Consider the following 13,661-nt stretch of genomic DNA (forward strand, 5'->3'; position numbering starts at 1 on the left):
CCCATGACCGGTACGCCTGAACGCCGTCGCGACCTCGAACTGCGCAAGCAGATCGACGACGCTTACGAACTGATCGCACCCTTTTTTGAGCCTTCCGGTCATTGGGCCGGGCACCCGCAAGACCTGCTGGCCTACCGCACCTTGCGCGACCACCTGCCTGCACTCGATGCCGCCCGGGCGCACCTGATCGTAGCCGTCGCCCGCCGCATCCACGACGAACGCAAGGCGCGCACCTGAACCCCGCGACGCGTCACCTCGGCCAGCTTGCGCCGCTGCTGTTCGTGCTGCTCTGGAGCAGCGGATTCATCGGCGCCAAGCTCGGGTTGCCCTACGCCGAACCGCTGACCTTCCTGCTGATCCGCTATCTCTGCGTGATCGTGCTGCTGGCGCTGATCGCCACCGCCATGGCCGCGCCTTGGCCGCGAGATCTGCGGCAAACCCTTCACATCGCCGCCAGCGGCGTACTGATCCACGCGCTGTATCTGGGCGGCGTGTTCACCGCCATCCATCGCGGATTGCCCGCCGGCATCACCGCGCTGATCGTTGGCCTGCAGCCCTTGCTGACGGCGATTGGCGCTGGTGTGGTACTGGCTGAACGCGTTTCGCCACGGCAATGGGCCGGTCTGGGCTTGGGATTCGTTGGCGTCGCCCTGGTCGTCGCACACAAGACGGGCGCAGTCCCTGCCGCGCAGCTGGGGGCGATGATGCTGCCAGCGCTGCTTGCATTGCTTGGCATCACGCTCGGCACGCTTTACCAGAAGCGATTCTGTCCGCACTTCGATCTGCGCACCGGCTCAGTGATCCAGTTTCTCGCCAGCGCGCTGCTCACCGCACCGTTCGCCTTCGCGCATGAAACCATGCACGTCACATGGAACCCGCAGTTCCTGTTTGCGCTGGGGTGGCTGGTGCTGGTGCTATCGATTGGCGCCATCACCCTGCTCAACCTGCTGATCCGCAGCGGAAGCGCGGTCAATGTCGCGCGCCTGTTCTACCTCACGCCGCCCACCACTGCGGTGCTCGCCTGGGCGATCTTCGGCGAAACGCTGACCGGTCTTGCGCTTGGCGGCATGGTGCTCGCCGTCGCCGGCGTCTGGATGGCCCGCGCGCGATGAACACTTCAATCAGCGCCATCCGCATCCTCGGCATCGACCCCGGTCTGCAAAGCACCGGCTTTGGTGTGATCGACAAGGTCGGCACACGGCTCACCTATGTTGCCAGCGGTTGCATCCGCACAAACCAGGCCGAGGCCCTGCCGCAGCGCCTGGGCGTCGTGTTCGACAGCATTCGCGAAGTCATCGCCAAGTACGCGCCGCATGAAGCCGCGATCGAAGAAGTCTTCCTCAACAAGAACCCCTGGTCCACGCTCTTGCTGGGGCAGGCGCGTGGCGCCGCCATCGCGGCCGCCACCACCGCGGGGCTACCGGTCGCCGAGTACGGCACCATGCAGATCAAGAAATCGGTTGTCGGGCAGGGCCGCGCCACCAAGGACCAGGTCTCCCACATGGTGGTGCGGCTGCTGAGCCTTGGCGGCGTGCCGCAATCCGATGCCGCCGACGCGCTCGCCTGCGCGATCTGCCACGCCCACACCGGGCACGGCTTCGGCATCGTGACGCCGGCCGGCGGCCGGCGACGCGGCGGGCGCGTGCTGCCACCTGGAGCAAAGCCGCTCAGGTGACGTCAGTCACACCGGAACAGATGCCATTCTGAGACGATTGCCAGCCATAGAGTTCAACGCATTAATCACGGAGCCCATCGTCATGCTGAACTTCACGTCCCTTCGCCCGCTTGGCAGCGTTGCGGCGCTGTGCGTCGTGCTCACCGCCTGCGGCGGCGGAGGAGGCGGCACGGAGCCGCCGCCACCACCTCCGCCGGCCGGCGCAACAGAGATCAGTGCAGACAACATGAATGCGGTCGCTGCCGCTTCGATCGCCAGCGCAAACACTGCAGATTTCTCAACCGGGCTGGAGAGCATCGGGCAGTTCGGCAGCCCGACGGCATCCGGCGCCATCGCAGGCGCGCTGCAACACATCACGGCCGCTCTGGCGCCCGCCAGCGCCGGCCCATTACCGGCGGCCCGGATCGCCCCACCCCCTGAATTGGCGATGAGCCCCGTCCCCTCTCCCCCAGAAGTACTCCTTCCGATCAGCAGCACCAATTGCCCTGGCGGTGGGAGCGTCGCCATTTCGATCTGGGACAAGAATCTGAACAACCAGGCCGACACACTCGAACCCTTCCGCCTCAGAGCGAATAACTGCAAGGACGGCAACGACACCATCAACGGGGGGTTTGACCTGTATGTCCTTTCGCTGACACAAGCCAACGGTGTCGCGACCTCAGCCGACCTGCGTGCGGAGTTCTCCTTGTCCACCGCCACGGCAGGAGGCCGAAGCAATTACCTGTTTGGCACCTTGCGCATCACCATGACGAGCAACGCGGGGCGCGCCACCACCATCGTTCAAGGCACCCCCGGCTGGATGCAGAGCGAAGGCGATCGCTTCGTGTCAGTGGTACATGACAGTTACCAGGCAAGCGTCAGCGAGCAAGCTAGCGGAGGATCGATCGTCGACTTCTCGTCGGCCGCTAGGCTGAGCAGTGTCGGCGTCACGCGTCCAATTGAAGGTACGCTCCTGACACGCACCACGACGCCAATCGCGCTGGCGGCCGACGGCAGCATCGTCAGCGGCAGCATGCGGATCTCCGCACAAGGAAAGCCGGCGGTGCTCGATGTCATCATCGCCAACGACGTCGCGACGCTTGCATTGGATGCGGACGGAAACGGCTCGATCGACACCACCCGCAACCTGACGATGCAGGAGCTTGCGAAGCTGTTCTGACGCGTGCGGCCCGCCTCCGCCCGAAGGCGGGCCACTTGCATTGCACTTGAGTCATTCGCTCCCCGCGCCTATCGTGACACCTGACACGACAGGGGGTCGGATGACGCAGCAGCGCGTACCGCAGGTCGGCTTGTTTGCCACCTGCCTGATGAATGTATTCCGGCCGAACATCGGTTTCTCGGCTGTTGCCTTGCTGGAGCGCGCCGGCTGCAAGGTATTTGTGCCGGCGGCGCAGACCTGCTGTGGCCAACCTGCCTGGTCGGCCGGCACCGATGACACCGCTCGCGCGCTGGCGAAACAGGTGATCGAACAATTCGAGGGCTTCGACTACGTTGTCGCGCCCTCGGGTTCCTGCATCGGCACGCTCCACAAGTATCCCGAGATGTTCGCCGACGACGCCGACTGGGCGCCGCGTGCGCGTGCGCTGGCCGACAAGTCACACGAACTGCTGTTATTTCTTGCGGACGTGCTGCGGGTGGATGTCACGGCCACTTACGCAGGCCGCGCGAGCTACCACGATTCCTGCAGCGGCCTGCGCGAGCTCGGCGTGAAGCAGCAGCCACGCGCACTGCTGAGCCAGGTCAAAGGACTCTCGCTGCTGGAGATGGACGACGCGGAGGTGTGCTGCGGCTTTGGTGGCAGCTTCTGCATGAAGTACCCGGCGATCTCGGAAAAGATGGTGGACGACAAGATCCGCTCGCTTACCGCCACCGGGGCAGACACGCTGCTGGGCGGTGATCTGGGTTGCCTGATGAACATCGCCGGGCGGCTCAAGCGGCAGGGCTCGCGCATCCGCGTGCTGCACACGGCCGAAGTGCTGGCGGGACGCGCAGATGGGCCTGCGATCGGCGACGAGGGGCCGCGATGAGCGCGCCCGGTGGCAGCTTCGAGTCGCGCGCGGCACTGGCGCTGAAGGACCCCTCGCTGCAGAAGGCGCTCGGCAATTTCAAGCCGCTCTTCGTCGCCAAGCGCGCCAGCGCAATCGCCGAGTTGCCGGACTTCGAAGCGCTGCGCGAACGTGCCGCGCAGATCAAGAACGCGGTGCTGGGCGAGCTGGATGTCTGGCTGGAACGCTATGCCTCCGCGGTGGAGGCGGCTGGCGGGAAGGTGCATTTCGCCAGTGATGCGGCCGAGGCGCGAGAGATCATCCTCGGTATCTGCCGCGACGCCAACGCCAAGACGATCTGCAAGGGCAAGTCGATGGTCAGCGAAGAGATCGCGCTGAACCCCGCGCTCGAAGCCGAAGGCTACGAGGTGGTCGAGACCGATCTGGGCGAGTACATCATCCAGCTCGCGCAGGAGGCGCCCTCGCACATCATCGCGCCGGCGATCCACAAGACGCGCGAGCAGGTGGCAGACCTCTTCGAAGCGCACCACCCCGGCCGCCCACGCGAGGAGTCGGTCGCCGGGCTGGTGAACGAGGCGCGCCATGTGCTGCGCGACAAGTTCTTCGAGGCCGATGTCGGCATCACCGGCGGCAACTTCCTGATCGCCGAAACCGGCAGCAGCGTGATCGTCACCAATGAAGGCAATGGCGACCTGAGCCAAACACTGGCGCGGGTGCACATCGTCACCTCGGGTATCGAACGCGTTCTGCCGACGCTGGACGACCTCTCGGTATTCCTGCGCATCCTCGCGCGCAGCGCGACCGGGCAGGACACCGAGTGCTACACGACGATCTCGACCGGCCCGCGCCGCGCCGGCGACCCGGACGGGCCGCAGGAATACCACGTTGTGCTGGTCGACAACGGCCGCTCGAAGATGCTGGGCGGCAAGTTCCACGACATGCTGCGCTGCATCCGCTGCGGCGCCTGCATGAACCACTGCCCGGTGTATAGCGCGATCGGTGGGCACGCGTATGGCTGGGTCTACCCGGGGCCGATGGGCGCGATCCTGACGCCGCTGTTCAACGGCATGGCCGAGCACTACGACCTACCCAACGCCTGCACGCTCAACGGCCGTTGCCAGAGCGTATGCCCGGTGAAGATTCCGCTCACGGAGCTGATCCGCACGCTGCGCAGCGAACAGGTGAAGGCCGGGCTGATGCCGGCGCGCCAGCGCACCCTGCTCGCCGCCTGGGGCTGGGTGGCGCGCCATCCGGACCTGTACCACGCGCTGGAGCGCTTCGGCACACGACTGCTGCGCGCCCGCGCGGGCCGCGCCGGGCGCATCAAAAGCCTGCCCGGCGCCGGCGCGTGGACGCAGGTGCGCGACCTGCCCGCACCGCAGGGCGACACCTTCATCGAACAGTGGCAGGCGCAGCGGGGCAAATCATGAGCCGAGAACAGGTCTTCGCCGATGTGCGCCGCGCACTGGCGGCCCGCAAGGGACAAGCCCCCCGGACGCCGGAGGCGCCCTACGCGATTGCAGCGATGGATGCGTCCGAGCGGCTTGCACGCTTTCTCACCCGCGCGGTGCAGCACGCTTGCAGCGTCGAACGGCTCGATGCGATCGCGCAGGTGCCTGCCGCCGTGCAAGCCTATCTCGAAGCCCACGCACTCCCGCTGCAGATCGCCTCGGCACGCCCGCTTGCGGCGCTCGATTGGCCCAGTGTGATCACGCGCGACACCGGCGCCGCCGTCATGCAAACGCGAACCGCCGTCTCGCTGGCCGCAGCCGGCATCGCAGAGAGCGGCACGCTGGCGATGTGCTCTGGCCCCGATTCGCCGATCACGCACAACTTCGTGCCCGAATACCACATCGTGGTCCTGCGCGAGGCCGATATCGTTGCGGCACAAGAAGACGTGTGGCAGCGTCTTCGCGCCGGCGGCGCCATGCCACGCGCGGTGAACCTGATCGCCGGCCCCTCGCGCACCGGCGATGTGGAGCAGACGATACAGATCGGCGCGCACGGGCCGCGCGCGGTGCACATCCTGCTGGTGGGCAGCTGAGCATGGCCGCGCCCGAGCAAGCGACCGTGCAGCCCTGCCTGATGGCGGCATGGCATCGGCACGAGGGCGAGTTGCGGCACTGGCTGCAGCGCCGCCTCGCGGGTGTGGCCTCGCCTGATGAGGCCGAAGACATGCTGCAGGAGCTCTTCCTCAAGGCCTTGCGTCAGGGCGAACGCTTCTGCGCGCTGCATAACGCCCGCGCCTGGCTGTTCGAAGTGGCGCGCAACGCGCTGGCCGATCGGCTGCGGGTACGTCACGAAATGGTCGAACTGCCGGAGGATCTCTCCATCGAGCCGGAAGCCCCGGCGCCGGTCGACAGCCTCGCCAGTTGCCTGCCGCGCGCGCTCGCCGAACTGGACGAGGAAGACCGCGAAGCACTGGTCTGCTGCGACCTCGAAGGCATGACGCAGGCCGCGTTTGCGCAGCACAAGGGCCTCTCGCTGCCCGGCGCAAAGTCGCGCGTGCAGCGCGCCCGCAAGCGTCTGCGCGCCCACCTCACCACGGTGTGCCAGGTGCGCTTCGACGCGGCGGGCGAGGTTTGCTGCTTCGTGCCGAGGCCGCCCGCCGAATAAATCCCAGGAACACTGCATCCTTTTCACGCCCGCCTCGTCTTCAAGGGTAAGCACCACCCGGTGCGCTGCAATCCCTGACGAGACTGAACGTGATCGCCCTCTCCGCCCCACTCCAGTACTGGCCGCAGCGCCATCCGCGCAGCTTCCTCGCGCTCGCCGCAATGCTGTGGTTGGCGCTCTACCAGACGCTTGCGCCGCTCTCCGAAGCGCTGGTCGCACGCCTGCCGGTGGCGCGCAGCAGCCACCTGGGCGGCGCGCTGCAGTTCTTCCTCTACGACACACCCAAGGTCTTGCTGCTGCTGACCGGGGTGGTTTTCGTGATGGGCATGGTCAATTCCTGGTTCACGCCGGAGCGCACCCGCGCGCTGCTCGCCGGGCGCCGCGAAGGCGCGGCCAACGTGCTGGCCGCCTCACTCGGCATCGTCACGCCCTTCTGCTCCTGCTCGGCGGTGCCGCTGTTCATCGGCTTCGTGCAGGCGGGCGTACCGCTGGGGGTGACCTTCTCCTTCCTGATCTCGGCACCAATGGTCAACGAGGTGGCGCTGACCCTGCTGTTCGGCCTGTTCGGCTGGCGCATCGCGCTGCTCTACCTTGGCCTCGGGCTCAGCGTGGCGATCGTGTCCGGCTGGATCATCGGGCGCCTGAGGATGGAGGCCTACCTTGAGGACTGGGTGGCGAAGATGCCGCGCGTGGCGGTGGGCCCGGTGGGCGATGCGGGCGCGCTCGGAGAGCGCATCGAATCGGGCTTTGCGGCGGTGCGCGAGATCGTTGGCCGGGTATGGCCTTACATCCTCGTCGGCATCGGCATCGGCGCCGGCATCCACGGCTATGTGCCGCAGGATTTCATGGCTAGCTTCATGGGCAAGGACGCGTGGTGGTCGGTGCCGCTGGCGGTGCTGATCGGGGTACCGATCTACACCAACGCGGCCGGCGTGATCCCGGTGGTGCAGGCGCTGCTGGCCAAGGGCGCGGCGCTGGGCACCGTGCTGGCCTTCATGATGAGCGTGATCGCACTGTCACTGCCTGAGGTAGTAATCCTGCGCAAAGTCCTCAAACCGCGCCTGATCGCGGTGTTTGTCGGCGTTGTCGCGAGCGGGATTTTGCTGGTCGGTTATGTGTTCAATCTGGTCTTGTGAAGGAGCGAGAAATGAAGAACGTCAAAGTGCTAGGGATTGGCTGTGCGAACTGCCGCAACACGGTGGCGCTGGTGCAGGAAGTGGCACAGGCCCGCGGCGTGGAGATCACGCTGGAAAAGGTCGAAAAGATGGAAGACATCGTCGGCTACGGCCTGATGGCGACGCCTGGCGTAGTGATCGACGGGCAGGTGGTGCACGCCGGTGGCGTGCCGCCGCGCTTGAAAGTCGAGGGCTGGTTCGCGGCCTGACGCCGCGCTGAACGCCACCTGTCGCCGCAGCCCGGCGAAGCGGGCGAGCCCTCGCTCGCGGCACCGGCCTGGCGGCGCCGACTCAGCGCAGGATCAGGCCGAGCACGGCGCAAGCGAGGATCACTTCGATCACCGTGCGCTTGAAGCGGAACAGCGCGATCGCCGCCAGCAGGGCAATCAAGACCGCGCGCAGATCGGGCGACGCCGCAAGGCCGTGCGGCCACAAAACGTGGTAACCGAAGAACAGCGCGAGGTTGGCAATGACGCCCACCACGGCGGCAGTAATCGCAGTCAGCGGCGCGGTGAACTTCAGGTCGCCGTGGGTGGATTCGACCAGCGGGCCACCGGCCAGGATAAAGATGAACGAGGGCAGGAAGGTGAACCAGGTCACCAGTGCAGCGGCGCTTGCACCGGCGGCGAACAGCATGTCGGGCCCCAAAACGGCTTTCACGTAAGCACCCACAAAACCGACGAAGGCCACCACCATGATCAGCGGCCCCGGTGTGGTTTCGCCCAGCGCGAGGCCGTCGATCATCTGCGTCGGGCTCAACCAGCCGTAGTGCACCACCGCGCCCTGGTACACGTAAGGCAGCACGGCATAGGCGCCACCAAAAGTCAGCAGCGCCGCCTTGGTAAAGAACCACGCCATCTGCGTCAACGTGCCATGCCAGCCTTGCCAGAGCAGCAACACCGCCATCGGCGCGCACCACAGCACCGCCCCGGCCAGCAAAACCCGCAGCAGACGGCCCCTGGCGTAACGCGCATGCGCCGGGGTGGGTGTGTCGTCGTCGATCAAGGCCGGGCCAAACGCCTGCTTCGCAGCAGTGTGCGCGCGCCCCACCGCAAAACGCTCGGGCGCCCACTTGCCGCCCAGGTAGCCGATGACGGCCGCCGCGATGATGATCAGCGGAAAGGGCAGGTGCAGGCCAAAGAGCGCGACGAAGGATGCGCCGGCAATTGCCCACAGCCAACTGTTCTTGAGCGCGCGGGTGCCAATGCGATGCGCGGCATGCAGCACGATTGCGGCAACGGCGGGCTTGATGCCGTAGAAGAGGCCGGCGATCAGCGGGGTATCGCCCAACGCAATGTAGGCCCATGACAGCATGATCAGCATGCCCAGCGAGGGCAGCACGAACAGCGCCCCGGCCAGCACGCCGCCCCAGCTGCGATGCATCAGCCAGCCAAGGTAGGTGGCCAACTGTTGCGCTTCGGGGCCGGGCAGGACCATGCAGTAGTTGAGTGCATGCAGGAAGCGCCGTTCCGAGATCCAGCGCCGGCGCTCGACCAGCTCCTGATGCATGATCGCGATCTGACCGGCAGGCCCGCCAAAGCTGATGAAACCAAGCTTGAGCCAGAAGCGCAGTGCTTGGCCAAAACTGATCGGTGAGGGGGCGTCAGGCGGCACGGCGTCGGCAGGCTTCATGGCACGCGATTCTAGCCTGCGCAGATGACACGCCGTCAGCGCCACATGCCGCGCAGCTTGGCCGCGATGTCGATCACGGCCTGCGGCGGGCGCGTCACCACCCCCGCCGCGGTGCCGCCGGCGACCGGCCAGACCACGTCATCAAAGTGCTCAAGCATGCTTGCCGGAATGAAGCGCGTGCGCTGTGCGTACACATGCCGATCGCCCGCCCCGGCTTGCTGGGTGATGTAGAAGCGCTGGGGGGTAATCAGGTGCAGGCTGTCTTTGGCGCGCGTCATCGCCACATAAAGCAGACGCCGCTCTTCCTCGATCTCGGCGCTGCTGCCGGTGGCCATGTCAGACGGGATGCAGCCATCCACCGTGTTGAGCAGATAGACCGACTCCCACTCCTGCCCCTTGGCCGAGTGGATGGTGGAGAGGATCAGATAGTCCTCGTCGAGCAGCGGCACACCGGACTGATCGCTGGTGGCGTCAGGCGGATCGAGCGTGAGTTCGGTGAGGAAGCGCTCGCGCGAGGGGTAGCTTGCGGCGATGCGCTCCATCTGCAGCAAGTCGGCTTCGCGAATGGCCGCGTCCTCGTACTTGCGCTCAAGATGCGGGGCGAACCAGCGCCGCACGCGTTCGATATCGCCGGGCCATGCGCCGCGCAGACGCAAGTCGCCGAGCAGTTGCGGCAGCGCCGCCCAGGCCTCGCCGGTGCTGGGCGGCGGCGGGAAATCCGCCAGCGCCGCCACCGGGTCGTTCGCGGCCTCGACCAGGTCGACGATACGCGCAGCGCTCTTGGGGCCGATGCCGGGCATCAACTGCACCGCGCGGAAGCCGGCCACGCGGTCGCGCGGGTTCTCGACCCAGCGCAGCACCGAGAGCATGTCTTTCACATGCGCAGCTTCGAGGAACTTGAGGCCGCCGAACTTCACGAAGGGCACGTTGCTGCGCGTGAGTTCGATTTCGAGCGGCGCGCTGTGATGCGCCGCGCGGAACAGCACCGCCTGCTTCTTGAGCCGGACGCCCTCCTCGCGCCGCGCCAGCACCTGCGCCACCACGTAACGCGCCTGGTCGGCATCGTCGCGCACGGTGACGATCTGTGGCCGCTGCGTCGCCTTGCGCTCAGACCACAGATTCTTGGTAAAGCGTTCGGCCGCCAGCCCGATCACCGCGTTCGATGCAGCAAGGATCGGCTGCGTCGAGCGGTAGTTGCGTTCGAGCGTCACCACCGCCGCAGGTGGCGCGAACTGATCGGGAAATTCAAGGATGTTGCGCACCGTCGCGCCGCGGAAGGAGTAGATCGACTGCGCGTCGTCACCCACCACCGTGAGGCCGCGGCCGTCCGGCTTGAGCGCCTTGAGGATAGCGGCCTGCAGGCGATTGGTGTCCTGGTATTCATCCACCAGCACATGCTCGAAGCGCGCGCCCAGTTCGGCCGCCAACGTCGGCTCGCTCGCCATGTGCGCCCAGTAGAGCAGCAGGTCGTCGTAGTCGAGCACGTCCTGGCGCTGCTTGGCCGCCACATAGGCGCCGAACAGCGCCCGCAGATCGTCGTGCCACATCGCACACCACGGGAAGCTGTCACGCAGCACGTCGGCAAGCGGCGCTTCGGTGTTGACGACGCGGGAGTAGATCGCAAGGCAGGTCTGCTTGGTCGGGAAGCGCTTTTCCTTGGCCGAGAAGCCCAGCTCGTGCCGCACCAGGTTGATCAGGTCGGCGGAGTCTTCGCGATCGTGGATCGTGAAGGATTGGCCAAGCCCGATCCGCTCGGCGTACTCGCGCAGCAGGCGTGCGCCGATGCCGTGAAAGGTACCGGCCCAGGTGAGTGCCGCGCGGGCCAGCGCGGGATCGTCACTCGCCGCACCCAGGATGCGTTCAACACGCCGCGTCATTTCCACCGCGGCACGGCGCGAGAAGGTCAGCAGCAGAATCGCCGCCGGATCGGCCCCGCCCAGCACCAGCTGCGCGACCCGGTGCGCAAGCGTGTTGGTCTTGCCTGATCCGGCGCCGGCAATGACCAGCAAAGGCGCACTGCCGCGGTAATCAACCGCGGCGCGTTGTTGCGGGTTCAGGTGTTCCGTCGTGGCGGCAGCGACGGGCGGGGAGGCTGGGGCAGACATGCTTCGAATCCGGAAGGTTACATGTATGAATATACACCCGGCAGCCAAATGACTCGCCATGCCGGTCGGATCGGCGCATGCTGGGGAAACTTTCCCGGCAAAGCCTGAAAGTTCGACCATAATTCCTTTGTCATTTCGGACGCTGGAGTTTTACGTGCACACGCTTCCCTTCGAGCAGGTCAGCCCCACCGAGGCGCGCATGGCCTTCGACGCCGCGCTGCGAAAACCGGTACAGGCGCCCCGCCCACGGGTCTCCCCGATCGCGAACCAGGCCCTGCCTGCAACACCGCTGAGCCTGGTCGCCCGCACATGGCTCGACGCCCTGCCCGCCCAGGCCAAGGCAACCCATCTGGCAGAGAGCTATCCGCGCCTGACCAATCACATTGCCCAGCTGTGGGGCAAACCGATCGAAACGCTGACCTACCTGAACGAACTGCTGCTCGATCGCCGCTGCGGCCGCCAGGGCTTTCAAGAGGCCGTGGTGCTGGAGCTGCTGCACCTGCACGATCTGTGCATGGCCTCACTGCCGCCGCGCAACCCCTTTCTGCCGAATGACCCCTGGCTGCTCGGCAACGACCCGCAAGAGCGCAACGCGGCATTCCACGGCAAGCGCAACTAGCGAATCGCGCGCCGCCACTCTTCTTCGAAAGTGCGCACCAGGTTTTGCGTATTCAGGTGATTGGGCGGCGCGTCGACCCGCGCCATGTCCGCCGGAAACTCGAACAGTGCAGGCAGGCCCCGCGCGGTGAGGAAGCGGGTGGGAACCACCAGCGTTTCAGGCGGCACATAGCCGGTGCGGCCGGCAAGGATGTAGCCCCACTCGCCGAACGAGGGCACCAGCGCATGGTAGGGCGCGGTCTGCAGGCCAGCCGCCTCGAGTGAGCTGACCACCGTCCAGAACGCCTTGCGCGCATAAAACGGGCTGGTCGCCTGAACGACGATGCGCCCCTGCGGGGACACGTGCCGCGCCAGCAGGCGATAGAACGCAGTGGTGTAGAGCTTGCCAACGGCAAAGTTGGATGGATCGGGGAAATCCACGATCACGAAGTCAAAGGTATCGCGCGCGTCCTCCAGCCAGCGGCCCGCGTCGGCGTTGATCACCCGCACCTTGGGCGAATGCAAGGCATCGCCGTTGAGCTTGCGCAGGGCCGGCGCGTCGCGAAACAGCTCGGTCATGCCGGGGTCCAGATCCACCAGGGTGACGTGCTCGATCTGTGGGTACTTGAGGACTTCGCGCACCGCCAAACCGTCGCCGCCGCCGAGCACCAGCACCCGCTTGGCCCAGGGCAGCGATGACAGGCCTGGATGCACCAGCGCTTCGTGGTAGCGGTATTCGTCGACCGACGAGAATTGCAGGTTGTTGTTCAGGAAAAGCCGCAAGTCGTCCTTCCACCGGGTCAGCACGATGCGCTGGTAGGGCGTGCTGCGGGTGTAGAGGATCTGGTCCTGATACATCTGCTGCTCGGCCCATTCGGTGAAGCGCCCCGCAAACCCGAAGCCGCCGGCCAGCAAGGCCAGCACCAGCCCGCACTGCACCAGGACCAGGCGTGCGCGGGGCAGTTGCTCACGGAACACCCACACCGCCCACAGCGCCACCGCCGCGTTGAGCAAGCCAAACAGCAGCCCGGTGCGCACCAGCCCAAGCTGGGGCGCCAGAATCAGCGGAAAGGCAATCGATACCGCCAGGGCGCCGAGGTAATCCACCGTGAGCACCTGTGAGACCAGGTCGCGCAGCGACAGATCGCGCTTGAGGATGCGCATCACGAGCGGAATCTCGATGCCGACCAGAGTGCCAACCGCCAGCACGGCGGCGTAGAGCATCACGCGGAACGGCGCCGCCTCGAGCGCAAACACGCTGAACAGGCCGGCCGGCGTGAAGCCACCGATCAGCCCCACCAGCAGCTCAAGCTGGATGAAGCGCAAGACGAGGTCGCGCTCGATGTACTTCGACAGCCACGAGCCGATCCCCATGGCGAAAAGATAGGTGCCGATCACCGTGGAGAACTGCGTGACCGAGTCCCCCAGCAGGTAGGAGGAAAGCGCGCCTGCAACCAGTTCGTAGGCCAGGCCGCACGAGGCGACGATGAAAACGGACACCAGCAGCGCCTGGCGCTGCGGCCGATAGTCGGGAAAGCTCATGGGCTCAGTGGAGTCGGCGCACAGCGGATACGCCGGGCAAGGCGCCGCCAGCCGCGGCGCCTGGATGAAGGGTGTTGATCAACCGTGGATCGCGGCGGCAACGATGATCGCAATGCCCAGGCACATTGCCGCAACGATGATCGCCAGCGGCAGGTTCCGCTCTTTGACGATCTCGCGCCACAAATCGTAGGGCGTGATCTTGTCGACGATGATGAAGGACACCCAGAAGATGACGACGCCAAGAATCGAATAGACCAGCGACCCCAGCAGCGGCTTTGAATTGAAGAAGAACTCCATGGACCAGCCCCCTTGA

General features: G+C 66.2%; 15 protein-coding genes. 11 read left to right on the forward strand and 4 right to left on the reverse strand.

The features are described 5' to 3' along the window. Window positions 1-3: 3 nt before the first annotated feature. From OPU71_RS01345 to OPU71_RS01390, 10 genes are all read left to right on the forward strand, one after another. Window positions 4-237: a hypothetical protein gene (locus OPU71_RS01345; RefSeq protein ID WP_267724210.1), complete on the forward strand. Its 234-nt coding sequence runs from the start codon at window positions 4-6 to the stop codon at window positions 235-237. After that, entirely contained in the window at window positions 234-1,112 is an 879-nt protein-coding gene (locus tag OPU71_RS01350) for a DMT family transporter (protein WP_267724322.1), read from the forward strand. The genes OPU71_RS01345 and OPU71_RS01350 overlap by 4 nt, the downstream gene beginning before the upstream one ends. Further along, the gene (gene ruvC, locus OPU71_RS01355) at window positions 1,109-1,675 is read left to right on the forward strand and encodes a crossover junction endodeoxyribonuclease RuvC (protein ID WP_267724212.1); all 567 of its coding nucleotides are present in this window, start codon (window positions 1,109-1,111) and stop codon (window positions 1,673-1,675) included. Before OPU71_RS01350 ends, ruvC begins: the two co-directional genes overlap by 4 nt. Before the next feature lie 136 nt (window positions 1,676-1,811). Further along, complete coding sequence (locus tag OPU71_RS01360) at window positions 1,812-2,834, forward strand: hypothetical protein (RefSeq protein WP_267724214.1); 1,023 nt, start codon at window positions 1,812-1,814, stop codon at window positions 2,832-2,834. Between the two features lie 100 nt (window positions 2,835-2,934). Then, window positions 2,935-3,702, forward strand: coding sequence for a (Fe-S)-binding protein (locus OPU71_RS01365; protein ID WP_267724216.1), 768 nt, complete (start codon window positions 2,935-2,937; stop codon window positions 3,700-3,702). Then, window positions 3,699-5,111, forward strand: a complete 1,413-nt coding sequence (locus OPU71_RS01370) for a LutB/LldF family L-lactate oxidation iron-sulfur protein (protein WP_267724218.1) — start codon at window positions 3,699-3,701, stop codon at window positions 5,109-5,111. The genes OPU71_RS01365 and OPU71_RS01370 overlap by 4 nt, the downstream gene beginning before the upstream one ends. Continuing rightward, the gene (locus tag OPU71_RS01375) at window positions 5,108-5,725 is read left to right on the forward strand and encodes a LutC/YkgG family protein (protein ID WP_267724220.1); all 618 of its coding nucleotides are present in this window, start codon (window positions 5,108-5,110) and stop codon (window positions 5,723-5,725) included. The genes OPU71_RS01370 and OPU71_RS01375 overlap by 4 nt, the downstream gene beginning before the upstream one ends. A gap of 2 nt (window positions 5,726-5,727) precedes the next feature. Further along, complete coding sequence (locus tag OPU71_RS01380; protein ID WP_267724222.1) at window positions 5,728-6,297, forward strand: sigma-70 family RNA polymerase sigma factor; 570 nt, start codon at window positions 5,728-5,730, stop codon at window positions 6,295-6,297. An 89-nt stretch (window positions 6,298-6,386) separates the two neighbouring features. Further along, the gene (locus tag OPU71_RS01385; protein WP_267724224.1) at window positions 6,387-7,433 is read left to right on the forward strand and encodes a permease; all 1,047 of its coding nucleotides are present in this window, start codon (window positions 6,387-6,389) and stop codon (window positions 7,431-7,433) included. 11 nt (window positions 7,434-7,444) lie between these two features. After that, window positions 7,445-7,681, forward strand: a complete 237-nt coding sequence (locus tag OPU71_RS01390) for a thioredoxin family protein (protein ID WP_267724226.1) — start codon at window positions 7,445-7,447, stop codon at window positions 7,679-7,681. 82 nt (window positions 7,682-7,763) lie between these two features. Here the strand turns inward: OPU71_RS01390 and chrA are convergent, their stop codons facing one another. Together chrA and OPU71_RS01400 are read right to left on the reverse strand one after the other, a co-directional pair. After that, window positions 7,764-9,104 carry a chromate efflux transporter gene (chrA, locus tag OPU71_RS01395; protein WP_267724228.1) on the reverse strand — a complete coding sequence of 447 codons (1,341 nt, stop codon included), beginning with the start codon at window positions 9,102-9,104 and terminating at the stop codon, window positions 7,764-7,766. 35 nt (window positions 9,105-9,139) lie between these two features. Continuing rightward, on the reverse strand, window positions 9,140-11,209 hold the full coding sequence (locus tag OPU71_RS01400; RefSeq protein WP_267724230.1) for an ATP-dependent helicase: 2,070 nt from the start codon (window positions 11,207-11,209) through the stop codon (window positions 9,140-9,142). Window positions 11,210-11,363: 154 nt separating this feature from the next. Between OPU71_RS01400 and OPU71_RS01405 the strand changes: the two genes are divergently transcribed. Next, entirely contained in the window at window positions 11,364-11,828 is a 465-nt protein-coding gene (locus tag OPU71_RS01405; protein ID WP_267724232.1) for a hypothetical protein, read from the forward strand. On the opposite strand, the gene OPU71_RS01410 is transcribed toward OPU71_RS01405, so the two are convergent. Then, window positions 11,825-13,348: a polyamine aminopropyltransferase gene (locus tag OPU71_RS01410; protein WP_267724234.1), complete on the reverse strand. Its 1,524-nt coding sequence runs from the start codon at window positions 13,346-13,348 to the stop codon at window positions 11,825-11,827. The genes OPU71_RS01405 and OPU71_RS01410 overlap by 4 nt on opposite strands. 78 nt (window positions 13,349-13,426) lie before the next feature. Beyond that, window positions 13,427-13,645, reverse strand: coding sequence for a DUF350 domain-containing protein (locus OPU71_RS01415; protein ID WP_267724237.1), 219 nt, complete (start codon window positions 13,643-13,645; stop codon window positions 13,427-13,429). Window positions 13,646-13,661 lie beyond the last annotated feature (16 nt).

Origin of the sequence: Niveibacterium sp. 24ML, assembly GCF_026586805.1 — a bacterium.
In the GTDB taxonomy this organism is placed as follows: domain Bacteria; phylum Pseudomonadota; class Gammaproteobacteria; order Burkholderiales; family Rhodocyclaceae; genus Niveibacterium.